A 20,305-nucleotide genomic window follows, 5' to 3' on the forward strand; every position below is an offset into this window, starting at 1 on the left:
CCTATCCCGCACGCCTCAGGATTATTGAGGAGCCGCACGCGTGCCGAAGCCTAGGCTTGCGCTGCCGTTCCTCTACGATCCTCCCGCGGACACCGTGCAAACCGCGCCCGATAACTGCGGGTGAAATACGACGGTGATTCAAACCCGCACGCAATACTCACCTCCAGCACGCTCATGTCCGTCTGCCGCAGTAGCTGCCGTGCCTTTTCCAGCCGTAATCTCAGGTAGAAATTGCTCGGCGTGTCGTTCAGGTGCAGCCGAAACAATCGCTCCAGCTGCCGTCGCGTCACCTTGATCGACTCCGCCAATTCCAGCGTGCTCAGCGGCGGTTCGCTGTGCTGCTCCATCTCCCCGATCACATGCACCAGTTTCTTGTTACTGATGCCATACCGCGTGGCGACTTCCATGCGCTGGTGGTCTTTGCGTGGGCGGATGCGGCCGAGCACGAATTGTTCGCTGACCTGAATTGCCAGTTCCGGGCCGTGGGACTGGGCGATGAGGTCGAGCATCAGGTCGATGGACGCAGTACCGCCGGCTGAGGTGATGCGGCGGCGGTCGATCTCGAACAGTTCCTGGGTGACGCTCAGTTGTGGATAGGATTCCTTGAAGGCATCGATGGCTTCCCAGTGCAGGGTCAGGCGATGGCCGTCGAGCAGGCCGGCTTCGGCGAGGACGAAGCTGCCGGTGTCGATGGCGCCGAGGGTCACGCCCTCGTTGTCCAGGCGGCGCAGCCAGTGCTCCAGCGCGGGCGTGGCGAATTTCAGCGGTTCGAAACCGGCGACCACCAACAGGGTTGCACCTTTCTTCAGCGGTTCCAGCGCTGCGTCGGCGTTGACCGACATGCCATTACTGGCTAGAACGGCCCCGCCGTCAGCGCTCAGCACGTGCCAGCGATACAACTCGCCACGAAAGCGATTGGCGACCCGCAACGGCTCGATCGCTGAGATAAACCCGATGGCCGAGAAACCCGGCATCAACATGAAGTAGAAATCCTGGGACATGGAGCGCACTCGGTTGACGGGTAGCGTGTGGACGTTGATACGCCACTTGCGAGTGGCATTCAAGAGGTCAGGTCGCTGCAGTGCAAGAGCTGGTCGCCGTAGTGCGTTTTAACGGGGGCATTGGTGCGTAACTTGGTCATCACCGGCGCACGAAGATGCCGGGCCCCACAATAACGAACTGCCGAGGAAAACTGAGATGAAACGACTGATCAGCAGCTGTGTTCTTGCACTCAGCGGTACCGCCTTCTTGAGCGCCAGCGTCATGGCGGCCGAACCTGCTTCATGCCAGAACGTGCGCATGGGCGTGGTGAACTGGACCGACGTGATCGCCACCAGCGCCATGACCCAAGTCCTGCTCGATGGCCTCGGCTACAACACCAAACAAACCAGCGCCTCCCAGCAAATCATCTTCGCCGGGATCCGCGACCAGCGCCTGGACCTGTTCCTGGGCTACTGGAACCCGTTGATGACTCAGACCATCACGCCTTTCGTCGACGCCAATCAGGTCAAGGTGCTTGAAGCGCCAAGCCTGAAAGACGCCCGCGCCACCCTCGCCGTACCGACGTATCTCGCCGACAAGGGCCTGAAAACCTTCGCCGACATCGCCAAGTTCGAAAAAGAACTGGGCGGCAAGATTTACGGCATCGAGCCAGGCTCGGGCGCCAACACCCAGATCAAGGCGATGATCGCCAAGAACCAGTTTGGCCTCGGCAAGTTCCAGTTGGTCGAGTCCAGCGAGGCCGGCATGCTCGCGGCGGTGGATCGCGCCGTGCGCCGCAAAGAAGCCGTGGTGTTCTTCGGCTGGGCGCCGCACCCGATGAACGTCAACGTGCAGATGACTTACCTCACCGGCAGCGAAGACGCTCTCGGCCCGAACGAAGGCATGGCCACGGTCTGGACCGTCACCGCGCCGAAATACGCCGAACAATGCCCGAACATCGGCAAATTGCTGAGCAACCTGACCTACACCGCCGAAGACGAGAGCCGGATGATGCAACCGCTGCTCGATCACAAAGACGCTTTCGAATCGGCCAAGCAATGGCTGAAAGATCACCCGCAAGACAAGCAACGCTGGCTCGAAGGAGTGACCACCTTCGATGGCAAACCGGCCGCTGAGAATTTGAAACTGACCAGCAAATAAACCCCGATTGAACCACCGCATCGCAGCCCTGCGGGGCTGCGAACGGAATCATCACGCCTGTAAGGAACCCGCCTCATGAACCACGACGTCATCATCACCTGCGCACTCACCGGTGCTGGCGACACGACCAGCAAGAGCCCACACGTGCCGGTCACCCCGAAACAAATCGCCGCTGCCGCCGTGGAAGCCGCCAAGGCTGGCGCCACCGTCGTTCACTGCCACGTTCGCAACCCGGAAACCGGCAAGTTCAGCCGTGATGTGGCGCTGTACCGCGAAGTGATGGAGCGCATCCGCGAAGCCGACGTCGACATCATCGTCAACCTCACCGCCGGCATGGGCGGTGACCTGGAAATCGGCGCGGGCGAGAATCCGATGGAGTTCGGCCCGACCACAGATCTGGTCGGCCCGCTTACCCGTCTGGCCCACGTTGAAGAGCTGCTGCCGGAAATCTGCACCCTCGATTGCGGCACCCTGAACTTCGGCGACGGCGACACTATTTACGTGTCCACTCCAGCCCAGCTGCGCGCTGGCGCCAAACGCATTCAAGAGCTGGGCGTGAAGGCCGAACTGGAAATCTTCGACACCGGTCACTTGTGGTTCGCCAAGCAGTTGATCAAGGAAGGCCTGCTCGACGACCCGCTGTTCCAGCTCTGCCTGGGGATCCCGTGGGGCGCCCCGGCCGACACCACCACCATGAAAGCCATGGTCGACAACCTGCCGGCGAACGCTGTGTGGGCCGGGTTCGGGATTGGTCGCATGCAAATGCCGATGGCGGCGCAAGCAGTGCTGCTCGGCGGCAACGTGCGGGTCGGTCTGGAAGACAACATCTGGCTGGACAAGGGTGTGCTGGCGACCAACGGCCAACTGGTCGAACGCGCCTCGGAAATCCTCAGCCGCCTCGGCGCCCGCGTTCTGACCCCGGCGGAAGGCCGGGCAAAAATGGGCCTGACCAAGCGCGGCTGACCCCACACCACACATTTCACCCGTGGGAGCGGGTGTGGCGAGGGGATTTATCCCCGTTCGACTGCGAAGCAGTCGCAGAACATTGCATGCGGTGTGGCTGACACACCGCGGTTGCAGGTTTTGGGGCCGCTTCGCGACCCAACGGGGATAAATCCCCTCACCACAAAACCCCGCTCCCACAGGGATCACCGAATCTTTTAGGAAGTCGCCATGAGTTTTATCACTGATATCAAAACCTTCGCAGCGTTAGGCAGCGGTGTCATCGGCAGCGGTTGGGTGTCCCGCGCCCTCGCCCACGGCCTCGACGTTGTCGCCTGGGACCCGGCGCCCGGTGCCGAAGCCGCGCTGCGCAAACGCGTCGCCAATGCCTGGGGTGCGCTGGAGAAACAAGGCCTCGCGCCGGGTGCCTCGCAGGATCGGTTGCGCTTTGTCGCGACCATTGAAGAGTGCGTTCGAGACGCAGACTTCATTCAGGAAAGCGCCCCTGAACGCCTCGATCTGAAACTGGAACTGCACAGTAAAATCAGCGCGGCGGCCAAGCCCAACGCCTTGATCGGCTCCAGTACTTCGGGCCTGTTGCCGAGCGAGTTTTACGAGAGCTCGACGCACCCTGAACGTTGCGTGGTCGGACACCCTTTCAACCCGGTTTACCTATTGCCATTGGTGGAAGTGGTCGGCGGCAAAAACACGGCGCCTGAGGCGATTCAAGCGGCAATGAAAGTGTATGAATCCCTGGGCATGCGTCCGCTGCACGTGCGCAAGGAAGTGCCGGGGTTTATCGCCGACCGCTTGCTCGAAGCGCTGTGGCGTGAGGCGCTGCACCTGGTCAACGACGGTGTGGCAACCACTGGCGAGATCGACGATGCGATCCGTTTTGGCGCGGGGTTGCGCTGGTCGTTCATGGGCACATTCCTGACCTACACCCTGGCGGGTGGCGATGCGGGGATGCGCCACTTCATGGCCCAATTCGGTCCGGCGTTGCAGTTACCGTGGACTTACCTGCCAGCGCCGGAGCTGACCGACAAGCTGATCGATGATGTGGTGGACGGGACCAGTGATCAGTTGGGCGATCACAGCATTTCCGCGCTGGAGCGCTATCGTGATGATTGCTTGCTGGCGGTGCTTGAAGCGGTGAAGACCACCAAAGAGAAGCATGGGATGGCGTTTAGCGAATGATTGCACTTGGCTTGAGATCCCCCTCACCCTAACCCTCTCCCCAGAGGGTAGAGGGGACTGACCGAGGTGTTCTTAGAGCGACATCGACCTGAAAGAACTGAGTCGAACTCAGGCTTTGAACAGCATGGAGATCGGCCCCCTTTCCCCCTCTCCCCTATGGGGAGAGGGCTGGGGTGAGGGGTGGATCTTGAATTACAACCAAATCCTCAAGCGGACACTCGTCATGCCCACCCTAACCACCCACCAAACCAAAATCATCCCCGACTGGGTCGACTACAACGGCCACCTGCGCGATGCCTTCTACCTGCTGATTTTCAGCTACGCCACCGACGCGCTGATGGATCGCCTGGGTATGGACAGCAACAACCGCGAAGCCAGCGGCAATTCGTTGTTCACCCTCGAACTGCACCTCAATTACCTGCACGAGGTGAAGCTCGACGCCGACGTCGAAGTGCACACCCAAATCATCGGCCACGACAGCAAACGCCTGCACCTCTATCACAGCCTGCATCTGGTCGGTGACGACAAGGAACTGGCGGGCAACGAGCAAATGCTCCTGCACGTCGACCTCGCCGGGCCGCGATCCGCATCGTTCAGCGAAGACACCTTGAGCAAGCTGCAAGCCATCGTCGCCGAGCAAGCCGACCTGCCTACCCCCGCCTACATTGGCCGAGTGATCGCGTTACCCCCTAAAAAATAACAAGGAGATCGCCATTGAACACCGCCGCTTTTGCCGACTTCCGTACCTACCCGTTGATCAGCGCGTTGACCGCCGTGCATACCTTGGCGGACCGAATTCAAGTGCAGTGGGCTGACGGCCGGGTCAGCCCGTTTCATCATCAATGGCTTCGCGACAACTGCCCGTGCGCGCAATGCGTCTACACCGTGACCCGCGAGCAAGTGCTGGAAATCGTCGACGTCGCAGAGGACCTGACGCCGACAGCGGCACACCTCGATGCCGAAGGTTGCCTCAGCGTCGAATGGCACGACGGCCACCTCAGCCGCTTCGACCCGGGCTGGCTGCGGGCTCACGCCTATGACGACGAGTCCCGCGCCGAGCGCCGGGCTGGCAAGCCAACATCCAGGCTGTGGAAAAGCGACTTGCAGCTGCCGGTGTTCGACTACCAGGCGCTGATGAACGACAACGACGCCCTGCTGCAATGGCTGCTGGCGGTGCGCGATATCGGCCTGACGCAAGTGCGTGGCGTGCCCACCGAAACCGGCTCGCTGAAGCTGATTGCCCAGCGGATTTCCTTCATCCGCGAGAGCAATTTCGGCGTGCTGTTCAACGTGCAATCCAAGGCCGACGCCGACAGCAATGCCTACACCGCTTTCAACCTGCCGCTGCACAGCGATTTGCCGACCCGGGAGTTGCAACCGGGGCTGCAATTTCTGCATTGCCTGGTCAATGACGCGGACGGTGGCGAGAGTATTTTCGTCGACGGATTTGCCATCGCCCACGCACTGCGCGAGGAAGATCCCGAGTCGTTCAAGGCCCTGTGTGAAATCCCCGTGGAGTTTCGCAACAAGGACCGTCACAGCGACTATCGCTGCCTGGCACCGATCATCGCCCTGAATGCGTTGGGGCAGGTTTCGGAGATCCGCATGGCGAACTTTCTGCGGGGGCCATTTGATGCCTCGATTGAGGACATGCCCAAGCTATACCGGGCGTATCGGCGGTTTATTGCGATGACCCGTGAAGCGCGCTTTCGGGTGATGACGCGGCTCAATCCCGGCGAGTTGTGGTGCTTCGACAACCGCCGCACTCTCCACGCCCGCAATGCGTTTGATCCCGCCAGCGGCGCCCGGCATTTCCAGGGATGCTATGTCGATCGTGACGAGTTGTTGTCGCGAATATTGGTGTTACAACGCTAGACCGCGTCATCGTTCATCGCGAGCAGGCTCGCTCCCACAGTTGACCGGGTTCTCACTGAGGAATGCGGTTAAATGTGGGAGCGAGCCTGCTCGCGATGGCGTCTGCACAGGCGACACAAACCCTCTGATTCACAGGCAAAAAAAACCCCGATCAAGCCGTGACAAGATCGGAGTTGAGGAGGGTACTGTTGAGGAGCCGTTGCGCGAGGGTGACCAAACCTTCGTGTTGCCAGCTGAGCCCAGTGTGCCCACTCCCATGATTCACAAGTTAGCCGAAAACGACCTGTTCATAGGTATTGCGGCCATTGCGACAAATCGTCCTTGCCGCCACCCCCTGCCCCTACGAGAATCGATCCACGACACCGTTCCCTGAAGAAGGATTGCGTCATGATGTACGCCGATTTGATAGACCAGGAAGACCTGTTGGGCCAGCTCAAGGCATTGGGATTTGCCGTGCCCCCTGGCGCTAACGCCGAGCAGGCCTGCGAGTGCGCGGTACGAGGTTTGAACAACGAACGGGCAACGGAACTGCGGACCATGGTCAAGCAGATGTACACCAGCAGCGCGACCATCCTGCCGGCCGTGCGCCAGGCCATCGACAAGCAGTTGCTGCCGGCACTGGCGGAGTATCAACAAAGCCGTAGCGCCTGACCTGTGGCGAGGGGCCTTGCCGGATCGCCGCATCGCCCCGTTCGGCTGCGCAGCAGTCGTAAAATCCTGGGGTCGCTGCGCAACCCAACGGGGGCAAGCCCCCTCGCCACAACAGCCAGCCCGGTTTAGAGCCTTACGCTGGCAAACGTCGACTCATTGCGCGCCTGACTCAGCGCCGACAACGGCCCGGACAGCGGCGACAGCACCAACGCCTGCGGCAGCGGCATCATCGCCACCTGTTGTGTGGTGTTGGAGCCTACGCGCTCGTCACGCGGCGGAATGCCGAAGTATTCGCGGTAGCACTTGGAGAAGTGCGGCGTGGACACGAAGCCGCACACCGACGCCACTTCGATGATCGACATCGGCGTTTGCTTGAGCAACTGCCGGGCACGGATCAGGCGCAGTTTCAGGTAATAACGCGACGGCGAGCAGTGCAGGTATTTTTGGAACAGGCGCTCCAGCTGACGACGGGAAACAGCGACATACACCGCCAGTTCGTCGAGGTCGATCGGCTCTTCCAGGTTGGCTTCCATCAGCGCAACGATTTCCTGCAACTTCGGCTGGTTGGTGCCGAGCATGTGCTTGAGCGGCACACGCTGGTGATCCTGCTCGTTGCGGATGCGCTCGTAGACGAACATCTCCGAAATCGCGGCGGACAGTTCACGGCCGTGATCGCGACTGATCAGGTGCAGCATCATGTCCAGCGGCGCCGTGCCGCCAGAGCTGGTGAAACGGTTACGGTCGAGGGTGAACAGGCGTGTGCTCATGGCCACGCGCGGAAACGCTTCCTGCATCGAAGCCAGGCATTCCCAGTGCACGCTGCAATCAAAACCGTCCAGCAGGCCGGCGCAGGCCAGGGCCCAACTGCCAGTGCAGACCGCGCCGAGACGACGGGACTGACGCGCCTGGCTTTGCAGCCACGAGACGTGTTCACGGGTAACGGTGCGCTGAATGCCGATGCCGCCGCAGACAATGATGGTGTCCAGAGGCGGGGCTTTGTGCATGGAGCAATCGGGGGTGATCTGCAGACCGTCACTGGCCCAGACCTGACCGCCGTCGACGGTGAGTGTGGTCCAGCGATACAGCTCGCGACCGGACAATTGGTTGGCCATGCGCAGGGGTTCCACTGCGGAGGCCAGAGAAATAAGCGTGAAATTGTCCAGCAGCAAAAAGCCGATGGATTGAGGCGCACGGTTCTGGGGTTGAGCCCCGGAGTTGAACGTCGTCATCGCGGTATCTCCTCACACAAAGCGGGTGATGGCCTCAGGCGGAGGCTCTTGTTATTGCCATCGTTCTCGCGTGGGAGACGGGCTTTGTAATGACAGAGCAATTGCCATGCCTAAAGTTGAATGGTCATTCAATAACTCCTGAAAACGACGTCGCGGCGTGTCTATATAAGCCGTGCGCTGAGTGGGGGTTATAAGTGCCATTATCGGCGGCAGGCGCTCTGCCCCGTTGGGCTTGAGCAAATCGGTAGCACTTGTGGGAACAGGGCTACGGCGACCTGATGGAGAGTGTCACCGCAAGCACAGGTGACAGGCGGTAATGGCCAATCTGGATCCCGGATCTTGGACAAGTGGCTTATCTGTAAGCGACGCTCTAAAAGGTGGCGCGGTCGGGATTATGTGTTCACTTAGCGCGCAGTTTTGACTGGTCTTCTCTGGCAAATGACCTTTCTGTGGCGAGGGGATTTATCCCCGTTCGGCTGCGCAGCAGTCGTAAAGATTCTGGGGCCGCTTCGCGACCCAACGGGGATAAATCCCCTCGCCACAAAAGCCCCTCGCCACAAGGTCAACTCGGTCTCAGCACTCGACCGCGCTTACCGCCAAACCACCCCGCGATGTCTCTTTATATTTGTCATGCATGTCAGCGCCGGTATCGCGCATGGTGCGGATCACCCGATCCAGCGAGATAAAGTGCTGACCATCCCCGCGCAACGCCATCTGCGCCGCGTTGATGGCTTTCACCGCGGCAATCGCATTGCGCTCGATGCACGGCACTTGAACCAGCCCGCCCACCGGATCGCAGGTCAGGCCCAGGTTGTGTTCCAGACCGATTTCCGCCGCGTTGCACAGTTGCTCCGGCGTGGCGCCAAGGATCTCCGCCAAGCCAGCCGCCGCCATTGCGCAGGCCGAACCAACCTCGCCCTGACAACCGACTTCCGCACCGGAAATCGAAGCATTCTTCTTGCACAGAATCCCCACCGCTGCAGCACTGAGGAAATAGTCGACCACGTTGGCGTCCGTCACCGCTTCACTGAATTTCATGAAGTAGTGCAACACCGCCGGGATGATCCCCGCCGCGCCATTGGTCGGCGCCGTCACCATGCGCCCGCCCGCAGCGTTCTCTTCGTTGACCGCCAGAGCGAACAGGTTGACCCATTCCATGGCGCTCAAGGTCGAGCCGATGACGTTGGGTTTACCCAGCTCTTGCAGGCTGCGATGCAACTTGGCCGCGCGACGGCGCACATTCAGCCCGCCGGGCAAGATGCCTTCGTGTTTCAGGCCTTGATCGACGCAATCCTGCATGGCGCGCCAGAGCTTCATCAGGCCACTGCGGATTTCATCCTCGCTGCGCCAGACTTTCTCGTTGGCCATCATCAATTCGGCGACGCGCAGGTTGTGCTGCTTACAGAGGCTGAGCAGTTCGACAGCGCTGGAGAAGTCGTACGGCAATACGGTGCGATCCAGATCGACCACACCGCTGGAAGCCTGCGCTTCGTCCACGACAAAACCGCCGCCGATGGAATAGTAGGTGTCGCGATGCAGTTCACCGTGATCGCCTTCGGCAACCAGGGTCATGGCGTTGGGGTGGAAAGGCAGGTTTTCGTCGATCAGGCGCATGTCCCGGGCCCAGATAAACGGCACCGACAGGCGACCATCGAGCAACAGTGTGTGGGTCTCGCGCAGGGTGGCGATACGGATGCCGATTTGCGACGGATCAATCGCGTCCGGCCACTCGCCCATCAGGCCCATGATCACCGCGTTGTCGCTGCCGTGACCAATGCCGGTGGCCGACAGTGACCCATAAAGCTGAACTTCGACGCGCCGCACTTGTTCCAAAAGACCCTGCTCACGCAAACCTTGCACGAACAGCGCGGCGGCCCGCATGGGTCCAACGGTGTGCGAACTGGAAGGGCCGATGCCGATTTTGAACAGGTCGAAAACACTGATAGCCATTACTGCCGAACTCCTGGATGTGCCAACTCCAGGCGCAAAAGCGCCCAGTGACGGAGCTGCTACGCTCAAGCTGCAATCCGCCGGGATGGCCGCATCATCAGGCTTTTGCCGTGTCGTTCGACGTCTCACACCGACGCACTCATGCTCAGCAACGCCGCGGGCGTTTTACGCTGCGTTTTCGCCGTTTTTTTGCGGATCAGTGGGGTAAAGGGGGCTGAAAAAAGCTGTAAACGACGTCACCGACACTGGATGCGACCATCCCTGTACTGGTTACGACGCCCCCTGTAGGCGTCAGATTTTCACTGGTACATGATCGTATCGACTCGATTGCAAGGCGCCGTGGTAGAGCTGTCTCCAAAACGCCATCCAACCGCAACCTATAAGTGCGGTGGTCCAGTCGGAACACTGCCAAAAAAAACACCAAGGAGTCCATCCATGAAAGGTTCCCCGTCGTTGTTGTTGGCCGCCATGCTGAGTCTGCCATTACTGGCTCAAGCTGCAGAACCCGCTCAATGCAGCACCGTAAACTTCTCCGATGTCGGCTGGACTGACATTACTGTCACCACCGCCACCACCAGCGTCGTTCTCGATGCCCTGGGCTACAAAACCAAAACCACGATGATTTCCGTCCCGGTGACCTACAAGTCCCTGGCTGACGGCAAGAACATGGATGTGTTCCTGGGTAACTGGATGCCGACCATGGAAAACGACATCAAGGCCTACCGCGATGCCGGCACCGTGGAGACCCTGCGCGCCAACCTCGAAAACGCAAAATACACACTCGCCGTGCCCGAAGAGTTGTATAACAAGGGTCTGAAAGATTTCGCCGACATCGCCAAGTTCAAGAAAGAACTCGACGGCAAAATCTACGGCATCGAACCAGGCAACGACGGCAACCGCCTGATCCAGAGCATGATCGACAAGAACGCCTTCGGCCTGAAAGACGCCGGCTTCAAGGTGGTCGAGTCCAGCGAGGCAGGCATGCTCTCGCAAGTCGATCGCGCCCAGCGCCGCAACACCGCCGTGGTGTTCCTGGGCTGGGAACCGCACCCGATGAACACTCGTTTCAAGATGAAGTACCTGACAGGCGGCGACGACTTTTTCGGCCCGAACTTCGGTCAGGCGACCATCTTCACCAACACCCGCAAGGGCTACGCGCAGGAATGCAGCAACGTCGGACAGTTGCTGAAAAACCTGGTGTTCACCCTCGACATGGAAAGCACGCTGATGGGCAACGTCCTGGACGACAAAATGAAGCCTGACGCGGCCGCCAAGGCCTGGCTGAAAAAGAATCCACAGGTGCTCGATACCTGGCTCGCTGGCGTGACCACCATTGACGGTAAACCAGGCCTGGAGGCCGTGAAAGCCAAGCTCGCGCAGCCTTGAATTAAGAAGCACCGCTTACGCCGGGCGGGTTCGCTCGCCCGGGCTGTTTATTTCCTTGCATGCGGACGTTCACTACCATGCTGATTGATCAGAAAATACCTCTAGGCCAGTACATCGCAGGCTTCGTTGAATGGTTGACGCAACACGGCGCCAACACCTTCGACGCCATCGCCGTGTCACTGGAAACGATGATCCACGGCGTGACTTTCGCGCTGACCTGGTTCAACCCGCTGGCATTGATCGGCCTCATCGCGCTACTGGCACACTTCATTCAACGAAAGTGGGGGCTGACCGTTTTCGTCATCGCTTCCTTCCTGCTGATCCTCAATCTGGGGTACTGGCAGGAAACCATGGAAACCCTCGCCCAGGTGTTGTTCGCGACCCTGGTCTGCGTGGTCATCGGCGTGCCGTTGGGCATCGTCGCCGCGCACAAACCGATGTTCTACACACTGATGCGTCCGGTGCTCGATCTGATGCAGACCGTGCCGACGTTTGTGTACCTCATTCCTACCCTGACCCTCTTCGGTCTGGGTGTGGTCCCGGGCCTGATCTCCACGGTAGTGTTCGCGATTGCCGCGCCTATCCGCCTGACCTACCTGGGTATCCGCGATGTTCCCGCAGAATTGATGGACGCCGGCAAAGCCTTCGGCTGCTCGCGCCGTCAACTGCTCGCACGCATCGAATTGCCCTACGCCATGCCAAGCATCGCGGCCGGCATCACCCAGTGCATCATGCTGTCGCTGTCGATGGTGGTGATCGCGGCACTGGTGGGCGCCGACGGCCTGGGCAAACCCGTGGTCAACGCACTGAACACTGCTGATATCGCCCTGGGCTTCGAAGCCGGCCTGGCGATCGTATTGCTGGCGATCATGCTCGACCGTATCTGCAAACAACCCGACGCTAAAGTAGGGGGTGACGCATGAGCATTATTCGCTTCGAAGACGTCGACGTAATCTTTTCCAAAGACCCGCGCGAGGCGCTCAAGCTTCTCGACCAGGGCATGACCCGCGACCAGATCCTGAAAAAGACCGGGCAGATTGTGGGCGTTGAAAAAGCCAGCCTGGACGTCGAAAAAGGTGAAATCTGCGTATTGATGGGGTTGTCCGGCTCCGGTAAATCCAGCCTGCTTCGCTGCATCAACGGCCTCAACACCGTCAGCCGCGGCAAGCTGTTCGTCGAGCACGAAGGCAGGCAGATCGATATCGCGTCCTGCACCCCGGCAGAGCTGAAAATGATGCGCACCAAGCGCATTGCGATGGTGTTCCAGAAATTCGCCCTGATGCCTTGGCTGACGGTGCGCGAGAACATCAGTTTCGGTCTGGAAATGCAGGGTCGCCCGGAAAAGGAACGGCGCAAGCTGGTGGACGACAAGCTTGAGCTGGTGGGCCTGACCCAGTGGCGCAACAAGAAGCCTGACGAACTCTCCGGCGGTATGCAGCAACGCGTGGGCCTGGCCCGTGCACTGGCGATGGACGCCGACATTCTGCTGATGGACGAACCGTTCTCGGCACTCGACCCGCTGATCCGCCAAGGCCTGCAAGACGAACTGCTGGAACTGCAAAGCAAGTTGAACAAAACCATCGTGTTCGTAAGCCACGACCTCGATGAAGCCCTGAAGCTCGGCAGCCGTATCGCGATCATGAAAGACGGCCGGATCGTGCAGTACAGCAAGCCTGAAGAAATCGTGCTGAACCCGGCAGACGACTACGTGCGGACCTTCGTCGCGCACACCAACCCGCTGAACGTTCTGTGCGGTCGCAGCCTGATGCGCACCCTGGACAACTGCAAACGCATCAACGGTTCGGTGTGTCTCGATCCGGGCGGCGATTCGTGGCTGGACCTGGCCGAAGGCAACACCATCAAGGGCGCCCGCCAGAACGGCGCGAGCCTGGACCTGCAGAACTGGATTCCAGGGCAAGCGGTTGAAGGCCTGGGACGTCGGCCAACGCTGGTGGACTCCAACATCGGCATGCGCGATGCGCTGCAGATTCGTTATCAGACGGGCAACAAGCTGGTGCTGCACGACAACAACAAGGTTGTGGGAATTCTGGGCGACAGCGAGCTGTACCACGCGCTGCTCGGCAAGAACCTGGGGTAAGGCAGCAGACACAAAAACGCCGCGAGAGGATCGCGGCGTTTTTGTTTATGGGATATCGGGTGATGCAGCGTTGCAGTTGCAACCCCCATCGCCAGCAGGCTGGCTCCCACATTGGAATGCATTCTCTTGTGGGAGCCAGCCTGCTGGCGATGAAGCCGACGCGGTGCTTCAGAGCGAAACACCGCGTCCTTGATTACTTAGCTATAGACCCGACCAAGGAGCTGCCGATGGCTTTCAAACTGATCGAGCACGTCACGGGTGATCTGATCCTGAGTGAAGCCCATCAAGTCGTAATCCTGGCTGCCGTTGTGCAGGTAAACCTCGGCGCGGTAGTAGCGCGCACGCGGTTCATCAGCGCTTTCAGCCGAGACCGTATCGCTCGCCGCCGCCAGATAGCCATCCAGGCTCACTTCGTAGACAAAAGGGTTGCCCTCTTCCATCTCGATGCGCACACCCATGCAACGCTTGGATTTACCCAGCAACGTTTGCACTTCCAGGCCTTGACCGCGCAATTGCACCGCCGCCTCTTCCAGCGCCGGGCTGACTTGCTTGTCCATGAAGCGCTGAACGATCGACTGGTTCGGTTGCAGGTCCAGCTGCGTCAGACGCTCGCTGAAACCACGACGACCGCGCGCTGCGAGTTCCGCTTGCTCCTGTTCGATCTGCACGTCCTGGCGCATGGCCTTGTGCAAGCCGAACATGAAGAACACCAGCACCACCGAGAACGGCAGACCGGCCAGCACCACCATGGTTTGCATGGCTTCGAAGTTACCGGCGAACAGCAGGCCGATGGTCACCAGCGTAATCACCGCCGACCAAAAGATCCGCAGCCAGAGCGGGGCGTCTTCGTCAACATTGCCGCCCTTGCAGGAAAGGTTGGCCATCATCACCGCGCCAGAATCCGCCGGGGTCAGGAACAGCACGAAACCGACGAAGATCGACACGCCGATCACAATCTTCGACGCCGGGTAATGCTCAAGCAGCTGATAAATCGCCATCGACGGCTGTTCCAGCGCCGTCTTCCCGAGCTCCACCGCCCCATGGTTCATCACCAGGTCCAGGGCCGAGTTACCGAAGATCGACAGCCACGCCAGAGTGAAACCCAGCGGGATCAGCAGCACGCCGGCCACCAGTTCGCGCACCGTGCGACCACGGGAAATACGCGCGATAAACATGCCGACGAATGGGGCCCAGGAAATCCACCAGGCCCAGTAGAACAAGGTCCACAGGCCCATCCAGCGCTCGCTCTTCTCGCCACTGCCTTCGTACACATAGAGGTCGAAGGTTTTCAGTACGATACCGTTGAGGTAGTCACCGATGTTCTGCACGAAGCCGTTGAGCAGGTGCAACGTCGGGCCGAACAGCAGCACGAAAATCAGCAGGCCGCTGAACAGCACGATGTTCAGGTTGGACAGACGACGAATGCCGTTTTCCACGCCGGACACGGCGGCGATGGTCGCCACGGTGCTCATCACAATGATCACGATCAGCAGGTTGGTGTTGTTGTGTTCCATGCCGAACAGGTTTTCAAGGCCCGACGACACTTGCAGCGATCCAATCCCCAGGTTCGTCACCAGACCCAGCAGGGTCACGAACATGCCGAAACCGTCCACCGCGTGACCGGCCGCGCCTTTGACCCAGCGCTCGCCCACCAGCGGATACAGCGCCGAACGCAACGCCAACGGCTGGTTATGACGGTAGGCAAAATACGCCACCGCCAGGCCGACCAAGGCGTAGATCGCCCAGCCATGCAGGCCCCAATGCAGGAACGTCAGCTGTACAGCCTGACGGGCGGCCATATTGCTGCCGGCCACGCCTTCCGGCGGATTGAAGTAGTGGTCCAGCGGCTCGGAAGCACCGAAGTACAGCAGCGAAATGCCGATACCCGACGAGAACAGCATCCCCGCCCAGGCGCCGTAGCTGAAGTCCGGGGTGTCGTCCTTGCTGCCCAGCTTGAGTTTGCCGTAGGACGAAAACGCCAGGCCGACGACGAATACCAGATAGGCAGCGATCACTACCATGTAGTACCAGCCGAAGCTGCGGGACAACCAGGCCTGGGCGATACCGAGCAATCTGCCGGCCTCTTGCGGGGCGATGATCAGAATGGCGGTCAACAACAGAATCAACGCGGTAGAGGTGTAGAACACCCAACCGTTGACCGTCACCTTCTGGGGTGGGGTCTTTATAAGAGAGGCAGAACTCATGGCACAGATGCTCCAGGCAGTGCGAGAGAAGAACACAAGGCAACGCGTTACCCGACTAATCGGTTAGTTGGCAGCCGACCGACGGGTGATATAAAGAGACCCCGAAAAAAGCCCGAAGCCCGGGAGCGCCAGTGCGCGTGGGTTTCGAGCGTTTTCGGATGTCGTTTTTCCGCCCACTACACGTAGGAAAAACCTGTAGGCAGCGACGATTTGTCGCAGATCTTATTCTTTGTTGATTGAACGTTCAATCAAAACAAAATAGACTGGCCTTCAATCCGATAGACGTTTGACGTCCACCGGAAGGCCTAAGGAGATGTGCAAGATGCCCAAGGTCGGTATGCAACCCATCCGCCGCCAGCAGTTGATCGAAGCCACATTGCAGGCGGTCGATCAGGTCGGAATGGGGGACGCCAGCATTGCGCTGATCGCCCGTTTGGCCGGTGTCTCGAATGGCATCATCAGTCACTATTTTCAGGACAAGAACGGCCTGATTGCTGCCACAGCGCAGTATCTGATGAGTGTCCTCAGCGAGAACGTCACCGCGCGCCGTCAGGCGCTGGAGGACAGCAGCCCGCGGGCGCACCTCCAGGTGATCATCGAAGGCAACTTCGACGCCAGCCAGGTCAATGGCCCGGCAATGAAAACCTGGCTGGCCTTCTGGGCCACCAGCATGCACCACCCGTCTTTGCACAGGTTGCAGCGGATCAACGATCACCGCCTGTATTCCAACCTGTGCTGCCAGTTCCGCCGTGTACTGCCGCTGGATGATGCACGCAGCGCAGCACGAGGCCTGGCAGCCCTCATCGACGGTTTGTGGTTGCGCGGAGCCCTGTCGGGAGATGCTTTCGACACTGAGCAAGCGCACCAGATCGCTTACGAATACATGGATTTCCAACTGGCCAAGCAGGTGAGTTAGAGCACACATAACCGCTCAACCCCTGAACTGCTACTGATCGGTGTTGCCACACCTATATGGCTTCACCGCAGTGGTCAACGCCAACCACTTATGCACTTGCGAGGACTTTATGGCCCGTTTCGAACTGCAAAAACTCTACATCGATGGCGGCTACAGCGACGCCAGCAGCGACGCCACTTTCGAAGCCATCAACCCGGCTAACGGAGAAGTCCTCGCAAAAGTACAGCGTGCGACCAAAGAAGACGTCGAACGCGCTGTGGTCAGCGCCGAAAAGGGCCAGAAAATCTGGGCCGCGATGACCGCCATGGAGCGTTCGCGCATCCTGCGTCGTGCCGTGGACATCCTGCGCGAGCGCAACGATGAACTGGCAGCCCTGGAAACCCTGGACACCGGCAAGTCGTTCTCCGAAACCAAGTATGTCGACATCGTCACCGGTGCTGACGTGCTGGAATACTACGCAGGCCTGGTGCCCGCCATCGAAGGCGAGCAGATCCCGCTGCGTACCACGTCGTTCGTCTACACCCGTCGCGAGCCGCTGGGCGTCGTGGCCGGTATCGGCGCGTGGAACTACCCGATCCAGATCGCCCTGTGGAAATCCGCTCCTGCCTTGGCAGCCGGTAACGCGATGATCTTCAAGCCAAGCGAAGTCACTTCCCTGACCACGCTGAAACTGGCCGAGATCTACACCGAAGCAGGCCTGCCAGCCGGCGTGTTCAACGTCCTGACCGGCAGCGGCCGTGAAGTCGGCACCTGGTTGACCGAGCACCCGCGCATCGAAAAAATCTCCTTCACCGGCGGTACCGACACCGGCAAGAAGGTCATGGCCAGCGCTTCCGCTTCGTCGCTGAAAGACGTGACCATGGAACTGGGCGGCAAATCCCCGCTGATCATCTTCGACGACGCCGACCTCGATCGCGCCGCCGACACCGCGATGATGGCCAACTTCTATAGCTCCGGCCAGGTCTGCACCAACGGCACTCGCGTGTTCGTACCGACTCACCTGAAAGCCGCTTTCGAAGCCAAAATCGCCGAGCGCGTTGCCCGTATCCGCATCGGCAACCCGGAAGACGAAAACACCAACTTCGGCCCGCTGGTCAGCTTCGCCCACATGGAAAGCGTGCTGGGTTACATCGCCAAAGGTAAGGAAGAAGGCGCTCGCGTGCTGTGCGGCGGCGGTCGTCTGACCGAAGGCGAATTCGCCAAAGGCGCGTTCGTGGCACCGACCGTGTTCACCGACTGCACCGACGAGATGACCATCGTTCGCGAAGAAATCTTCGGCCCGGTGATGGCGATCCTGACTTACGACACCGAAGAAGAAGTGATCCGTCGTGCCAACGACACCGACTTCGGCCTGGCTGCCGGTATCGTCACCAAGGACCTGAACCGCGCTCACCGCGTGATTCATCAACTGGAAGCCGGTATCTGCTGGATCAACGCCTGGGGCGAGTCCGACGCCAAGATGCCGGTCGGCGGCTACAAGCAGTCAGGCGTGGGCCGTGAGAACGGCATCAGCTCGCTGAACAACTTCACACGCATCAAATCGGTACAGGTCGAACTGGGCGATTACGCCTCGGTTTTCTGATCTGCGCGAAGTCTGGAGCGAACGCCATTGTGGCGAGGGGATTTATCCCCGTTGTGCCGCGCAGCGGCCCCTATCCAGACACCGCGACTCTTCAGATAGAACCAGTCGCTGAGTTTACGACTGCTGCGCAGCCGGACGGGGATAAATCCCCTCACCACAGGTTGCGCGGCGTCAAGGCGATCTGCGACCTGACCAACTTCAAAGAGGGTGCATTCAATGTCCCAAGAATTCGATTACATCATCATCGGTGCCGGCTCGGCCGGTAACACCCTGGCGACCCGTCTGACTGAAGACGAAGGCGTCACCGTCCTGCTGCTCGAAGCAGGCGGCCCGGACTACCGTCTGGACTTCCGTACGCAAATGCCGGCCGCCCTGGCGTTCCCGCTGCAAGGCCGTCGGTACAACTGGGCCTACGAAACCGATCCAGAGCCACACATGGACGGTCGCCGGATGGAATGCGGTCGCGGCAAGGGCCTCGGCGGTTCTTCGCTGATCAACGGCATGTGCTACATCCGTGGCAACGCGATGGACTACGACAACTGGGCCAAGCTTCCAGGTCTGGAAGACTGGGATTACTTGAACTGCCTGCCGTATTTCCGCAAGGCTGAAACCCGCGACATCGGCCCGAACGACTACCACGGTGGCGACGGTCCGGTCAGCGTGACCACGCCGAAGGCCGGCAACAACCCGTTGTTCCACGCGATGGTTGAAGCAGGCGTGCAAGCCGGTTACCCGCGCACTGAAGACTTGAACGGTTACCAGCAAGAAGGCTTCGGCCCGATGGACCGTACCGTGACGCCGAACGGCCGTCGCGCCAGCACCGCTCGCGGTTACCTGGACGTCGCCAAGAAGCGTTCGACCCTGACCATCGTCACCCACGCGTTGACCGACAAGATCCTGTTCGAAGGCAAGCGTGCCGTTGGCGTGCGTTACCTGATCGGCGCCGCTGAAGAGCGCGTTGAAGCCCGTGCCCGCAAAGAAGTACTGCTGTGCTCCGGCGCCATCGCTTCGCCGCAGATTCTGCAACGCTCCGGCGTCGGCCCGGCCGAACTGCTGAACAAGCTCGACATCCCGGTGGTCCATGACCTGCCAGGCGTCGGCGAAAACCTGCAGGATCACCTCGAGCTGTACCTGCAATACGCCTGCACCCAACCGGTCTCGCTGTACCCGTCGCTGCTCTGGTACAACCAGCCGGCCATCGGTGCCGAATGGCTGTTCAACGGCACCGGCATCGGCGCCAGCAACCAGTTCGAAGCCGGCGGTTTCATCCGTACCCGCGAAGAATTCGATTGGCCGAACATTCAGTACCACTTCCTGCCAGTTGCCATTAACTACAACGGCAGCAACGGCGTGAAAGAGCACGGTTTCCAGGCACACATGGGTTCCATGCGTTCGCCGAGCCGTGGTCGCATCCAGGCCAAGTCCAAGGATCCGCGCGAGTACCCAAGCATCCTGTTCAACTACATGGCCACCGAGCAGGACTGGCAGGAATTCCGCGACGGCATCCGCCTGACCCGTGAAATCATGCAACAGCCTGCACTGGACGCTTTCCGTGGCCGCGAAATCAGCCCGGGCATCAACGTGCAAACCGATGAGCAGCTCGACAAGTTCATCCGCGAACACGCCGAAACCGCGTTCCATCCGTCCTGCTCGTGCAAGATGGGCACCGACGACATGGCCGTGGTCGATGGCGAAGGTCGTGTGCATGGCCTGCAAGCCCTGCGTGTGGTCGATGCCTCGATCATGCCGATCATCACCACCGGCAACCTGAATGCGCCAACGATCATGATCGCCGAGAAAATCGCCGACAAGATCCGTGGTCGCCAGCCATTGCCGCGCAGCAAGGCTGATTACTTCGTTGCCGGCGATGCGCCGGTGCGTGGCAAGCCGCTGCGGGATGTGAGCCTGACTGCCCAGTAAGACCGTTACACCGCGTCACGGCCAATCGCGAGCAGGCTCGCTCCCACAAGGGATCTTCTGTGAACACAGATTCTGTGAACACCCAAGATCAACTGTGGGAGCGAGCCTGCTCGCGATGGGGCCTGACCAAACGCCCCACATTTCCCGGTTATCCCTTCCTACATCGCACCGCCCTTGATCCTACCCCCCGCCCAGGCCTAATCTAGCGCCACG

Annotated in this window: 16 protein-coding genes; 12 read left to right on the forward strand and 4 right to left on the reverse strand. The window is 60.1% G+C overall.

Annotated features, from left to right (window positions below; translation table 11 throughout):
- Nucleotides 1–50 precede the first annotated feature (50 nt).
- Entirely contained in the window at nucleotides 51–1,001 is a 951-nt protein-coding gene (locus tag DJ564_RS30195) for a GlxA family transcriptional regulator (RefSeq protein WP_109635460.1), read from the reverse strand.
- Nucleotides 1,002–1,197: 196 nt separating this feature from the next.
- On the opposite strand from DJ564_RS30195, the gene choX reads away from it, so the two are divergent.
- The 6 genes from choX to DJ564_RS30225 all read left to right on the forward strand — a co-directional run bounded on the left by choX (nucleotide 1,198) and on the right by DJ564_RS30225 (nucleotide 6,807).
- A complete protein-coding gene (choX, locus tag DJ564_RS30200) occupies nucleotides 1,198–2,142 on the forward strand; it encodes a choline ABC transporter substrate-binding protein (protein WP_109635461.1) in 945 nt (314 codons plus the stop codon).
- A 75-nt stretch (nucleotides 2,143–2,217) separates the two neighbouring features.
- Complete coding sequence (locus DJ564_RS30205) at nucleotides 2,218–3,105, forward strand: 3-keto-5-aminohexanoate cleavage protein (RefSeq protein ID WP_109635463.1); 888 nt, start codon at nucleotides 2,218–2,220, stop codon at nucleotides 3,103–3,105.
- 210 nt (nucleotides 3,106–3,315) lie between these two features.
- Nucleotides 3,316–4,281 carry an L-carnitine dehydrogenase gene (locus DJ564_RS30210; RefSeq protein WP_109635464.1) on the forward strand — a complete coding sequence of 322 codons (966 nt, stop codon included), beginning with the start codon at nucleotides 3,316–3,318 and terminating at the stop codon, nucleotides 4,279–4,281.
- Nucleotides 4,282–4,504: 223 nt separating this feature from the next.
- Nucleotides 4,505–4,981, forward strand: a complete 477-nt coding sequence (locus tag DJ564_RS30215) for a thioesterase family protein (RefSeq protein WP_109635465.1) — start codon at nucleotides 4,505–4,507, stop codon at nucleotides 4,979–4,981.
- 14 nt (nucleotides 4,982–4,995) lie between these two features.
- A complete protein-coding gene (locus DJ564_RS30220; RefSeq protein WP_109635467.1) occupies nucleotides 4,996–6,156 on the forward strand; it encodes a gamma-butyrobetaine dioxygenase in 1,161 nt (386 codons plus the stop codon).
- Nucleotides 6,157–6,543: 387 nt separating this feature from the next.
- A complete protein-coding gene (locus tag DJ564_RS30225) occupies nucleotides 6,544–6,807 on the forward strand; it encodes a hypothetical protein (RefSeq protein ID WP_109635469.1) in 264 nt (87 codons plus the stop codon).
- Nucleotides 6,808–6,932: 125 nt separating this feature from the next.
- Here the strand turns inward: DJ564_RS30225 and DJ564_RS30235 are convergent, their stop codons facing one another.
- Both DJ564_RS30235 and DJ564_RS30240 read right to left on the reverse strand, forming a co-directional pair.
- Nucleotides 6,933–8,036 (reverse strand): GlxA family transcriptional regulator, encoded by a 1,104-nt coding sequence (locus DJ564_RS30235; RefSeq protein WP_109635472.1) that lies wholly within the window; start codon nucleotides 8,034–8,036, stop codon nucleotides 6,933–6,935.
- Between the two features lie 573 nt (nucleotides 8,037–8,609).
- Complete coding sequence (locus DJ564_RS30240; RefSeq protein WP_109635474.1) at nucleotides 8,610–9,986, reverse strand: L-serine ammonia-lyase; 1,377 nt, start codon at nucleotides 9,984–9,986, stop codon at nucleotides 8,610–8,612.
- Nucleotides 9,987–10,421: 435 nt separating this feature from the next.
- On the opposite strand from DJ564_RS30240, the gene DJ564_RS30245 reads away from it, so the two are divergent.
- The 3 genes from DJ564_RS30245 to choV all read left to right on the forward strand — a co-directional run bounded on the left by DJ564_RS30245 (nucleotide 10,422) and on the right by choV (nucleotide 13,470).
- Complete coding sequence (locus DJ564_RS30245; protein ID WP_010466989.1) at nucleotides 10,422–11,372, forward strand: choline ABC transporter substrate-binding protein; 951 nt, start codon at nucleotides 10,422–10,424, stop codon at nucleotides 11,370–11,372.
- 77 nt (nucleotides 11,373–11,449) lie between these two features.
- Nucleotides 11,450–12,295: a choline ABC transporter permease subunit gene (gene choW, locus DJ564_RS30250; RefSeq protein ID WP_109635476.1), complete on the forward strand. Its 846-nt coding sequence runs from the start codon at nucleotides 11,450–11,452 to the stop codon at nucleotides 12,293–12,295.
- Nucleotides 12,292–13,470: a choline ABC transporter ATP-binding protein gene (choV, locus tag DJ564_RS30255; RefSeq protein ID WP_109635477.1), complete on the forward strand. Its 1,179-nt coding sequence runs from the start codon at nucleotides 12,292–12,294 to the stop codon at nucleotides 13,468–13,470. Before choW ends, choV begins: the two co-directional genes overlap by 4 nt.
- Nucleotides 13,471–13,667: 197 nt before the next feature.
- Here the strand turns inward: choV and DJ564_RS30260 are convergent, their stop codons facing one another.
- On the reverse strand, nucleotides 13,668–15,617 hold the full coding sequence (locus tag DJ564_RS30260; RefSeq protein WP_256597533.1) for a BCCT family transporter: 1,950 nt from the start codon (nucleotides 15,615–15,617) through the stop codon (nucleotides 13,668–13,670).
- 379 nt (nucleotides 15,618–15,996) lie between these two features.
- Between DJ564_RS30260 and betI the strand changes: the two genes are divergently transcribed.
- The 3 genes from betI to betA all read left to right on the forward strand — a co-directional run bounded on the left by betI (nucleotide 15,997) and on the right by betA (nucleotide 20,092).
- On the forward strand, nucleotides 15,997–16,590 hold the full coding sequence (gene betI / locus DJ564_RS30265) for a transcriptional regulator BetI (protein ID WP_008151939.1): 594 nt from the start codon (nucleotides 15,997–15,999) through the stop codon (nucleotides 16,588–16,590).
- A 109-nt stretch (nucleotides 16,591–16,699) separates the two neighbouring features.
- Nucleotides 16,700–18,172 (forward strand): betaine-aldehyde dehydrogenase, encoded by a 1,473-nt coding sequence (gene betB, locus DJ564_RS30270; RefSeq protein WP_109635480.1) that lies wholly within the window; start codon nucleotides 16,700–16,702, stop codon nucleotides 18,170–18,172.
- A gap of 216 nt (nucleotides 18,173–18,388) precedes the next feature.
- Entirely contained in the window at nucleotides 18,389–20,092 is a 1,704-nt protein-coding gene (gene betA, locus DJ564_RS30275; protein ID WP_109635482.1) for a choline dehydrogenase, read from the forward strand.
- Nucleotides 20,093–20,305 lie beyond the last annotated feature (213 nt).

Origin of the sequence: Pseudomonas sp. 31-12 (assembly GCF_003151075.1) — a bacterium.
GTDB lineage: Bacteria > Pseudomonadota > Gammaproteobacteria > Pseudomonadales > Pseudomonadaceae > Aquipseudomonas.

Coding starts and splice junctions, on each gene's coding strand:
- DJ564_RS30215 (WP_109635465.1), top strand. CDS start 4,505: ATGCCCACCCTAACCACCCACCAAACCAAAATCATCCCCGACTGGGTC.
- DJ564_RS30210 (WP_109635464.1), top strand. CDS start 3,316: ATGAGTTTTATCACTGATATCAAAACCTTCGCAGCGTTAGGCAGCGGT.
- DJ564_RS30205 (WP_109635463.1), top strand. CDS start 2,218: ATGAACCACGACGTCATCATCACCTGCGCACTCACCGGTGCTGGCGAC.
- choW (WP_109635476.1), top strand. CDS start 11,450: ATGCTGATTGATCAGAAAATACCTCTAGGCCAGTACATCGCAGGCTTC.
- betA (WP_109635482.1), top strand. CDS start 18,389: ATGTCCCAAGAATTCGATTACATCATCATCGGTGCCGGCTCGGCCGGT.
- DJ564_RS30195 (WP_109635460.1), bottom strand. CDS start 1,001: ATGTCCCAGGATTTCTACTTCATGTTGATGCCGGGTTTCTCGGCCATC.
- DJ564_RS30245 (WP_010466989.1), top strand. CDS start 10,422: ATGAAAGGTTCCCCGTCGTTGTTGTTGGCCGCCATGCTGAGTCTGCCA.
- choX (WP_109635461.1), top strand. CDS start 1,198: ATGAAACGACTGATCAGCAGCTGTGTTCTTGCACTCAGCGGTACCGCC.
- betB (WP_109635480.1), top strand. CDS start 16,700: ATGGCCCGTTTCGAACTGCAAAAACTCTACATCGATGGCGGCTACAGC.
- choV (WP_109635477.1), top strand. CDS start 12,292: ATGAGCATTATTCGCTTCGAAGACGTCGACGTAATCTTTTCCAAAGAC.
- DJ564_RS30240 (WP_109635474.1), bottom strand. CDS start 9,986: ATGGCTATCAGTGTTTTCGACCTGTTCAAAATCGGCATCGGCCCTTCC.
- DJ564_RS30225 (WP_109635469.1), top strand. CDS start 6,544: ATGATGTACGCCGATTTGATAGACCAGGAAGACCTGTTGGGCCAGCTC.
- betI (WP_008151939.1), top strand. CDS start 15,997: ATGCCCAAGGTCGGTATGCAACCCATCCGCCGCCAGCAGTTGATCGAA.
- DJ564_RS30235 (WP_109635472.1), bottom strand. CDS start 8,036: ATGACGACGTTCAACTCCGGGGCTCAACCCCAGAACCGTGCGCCTCAA.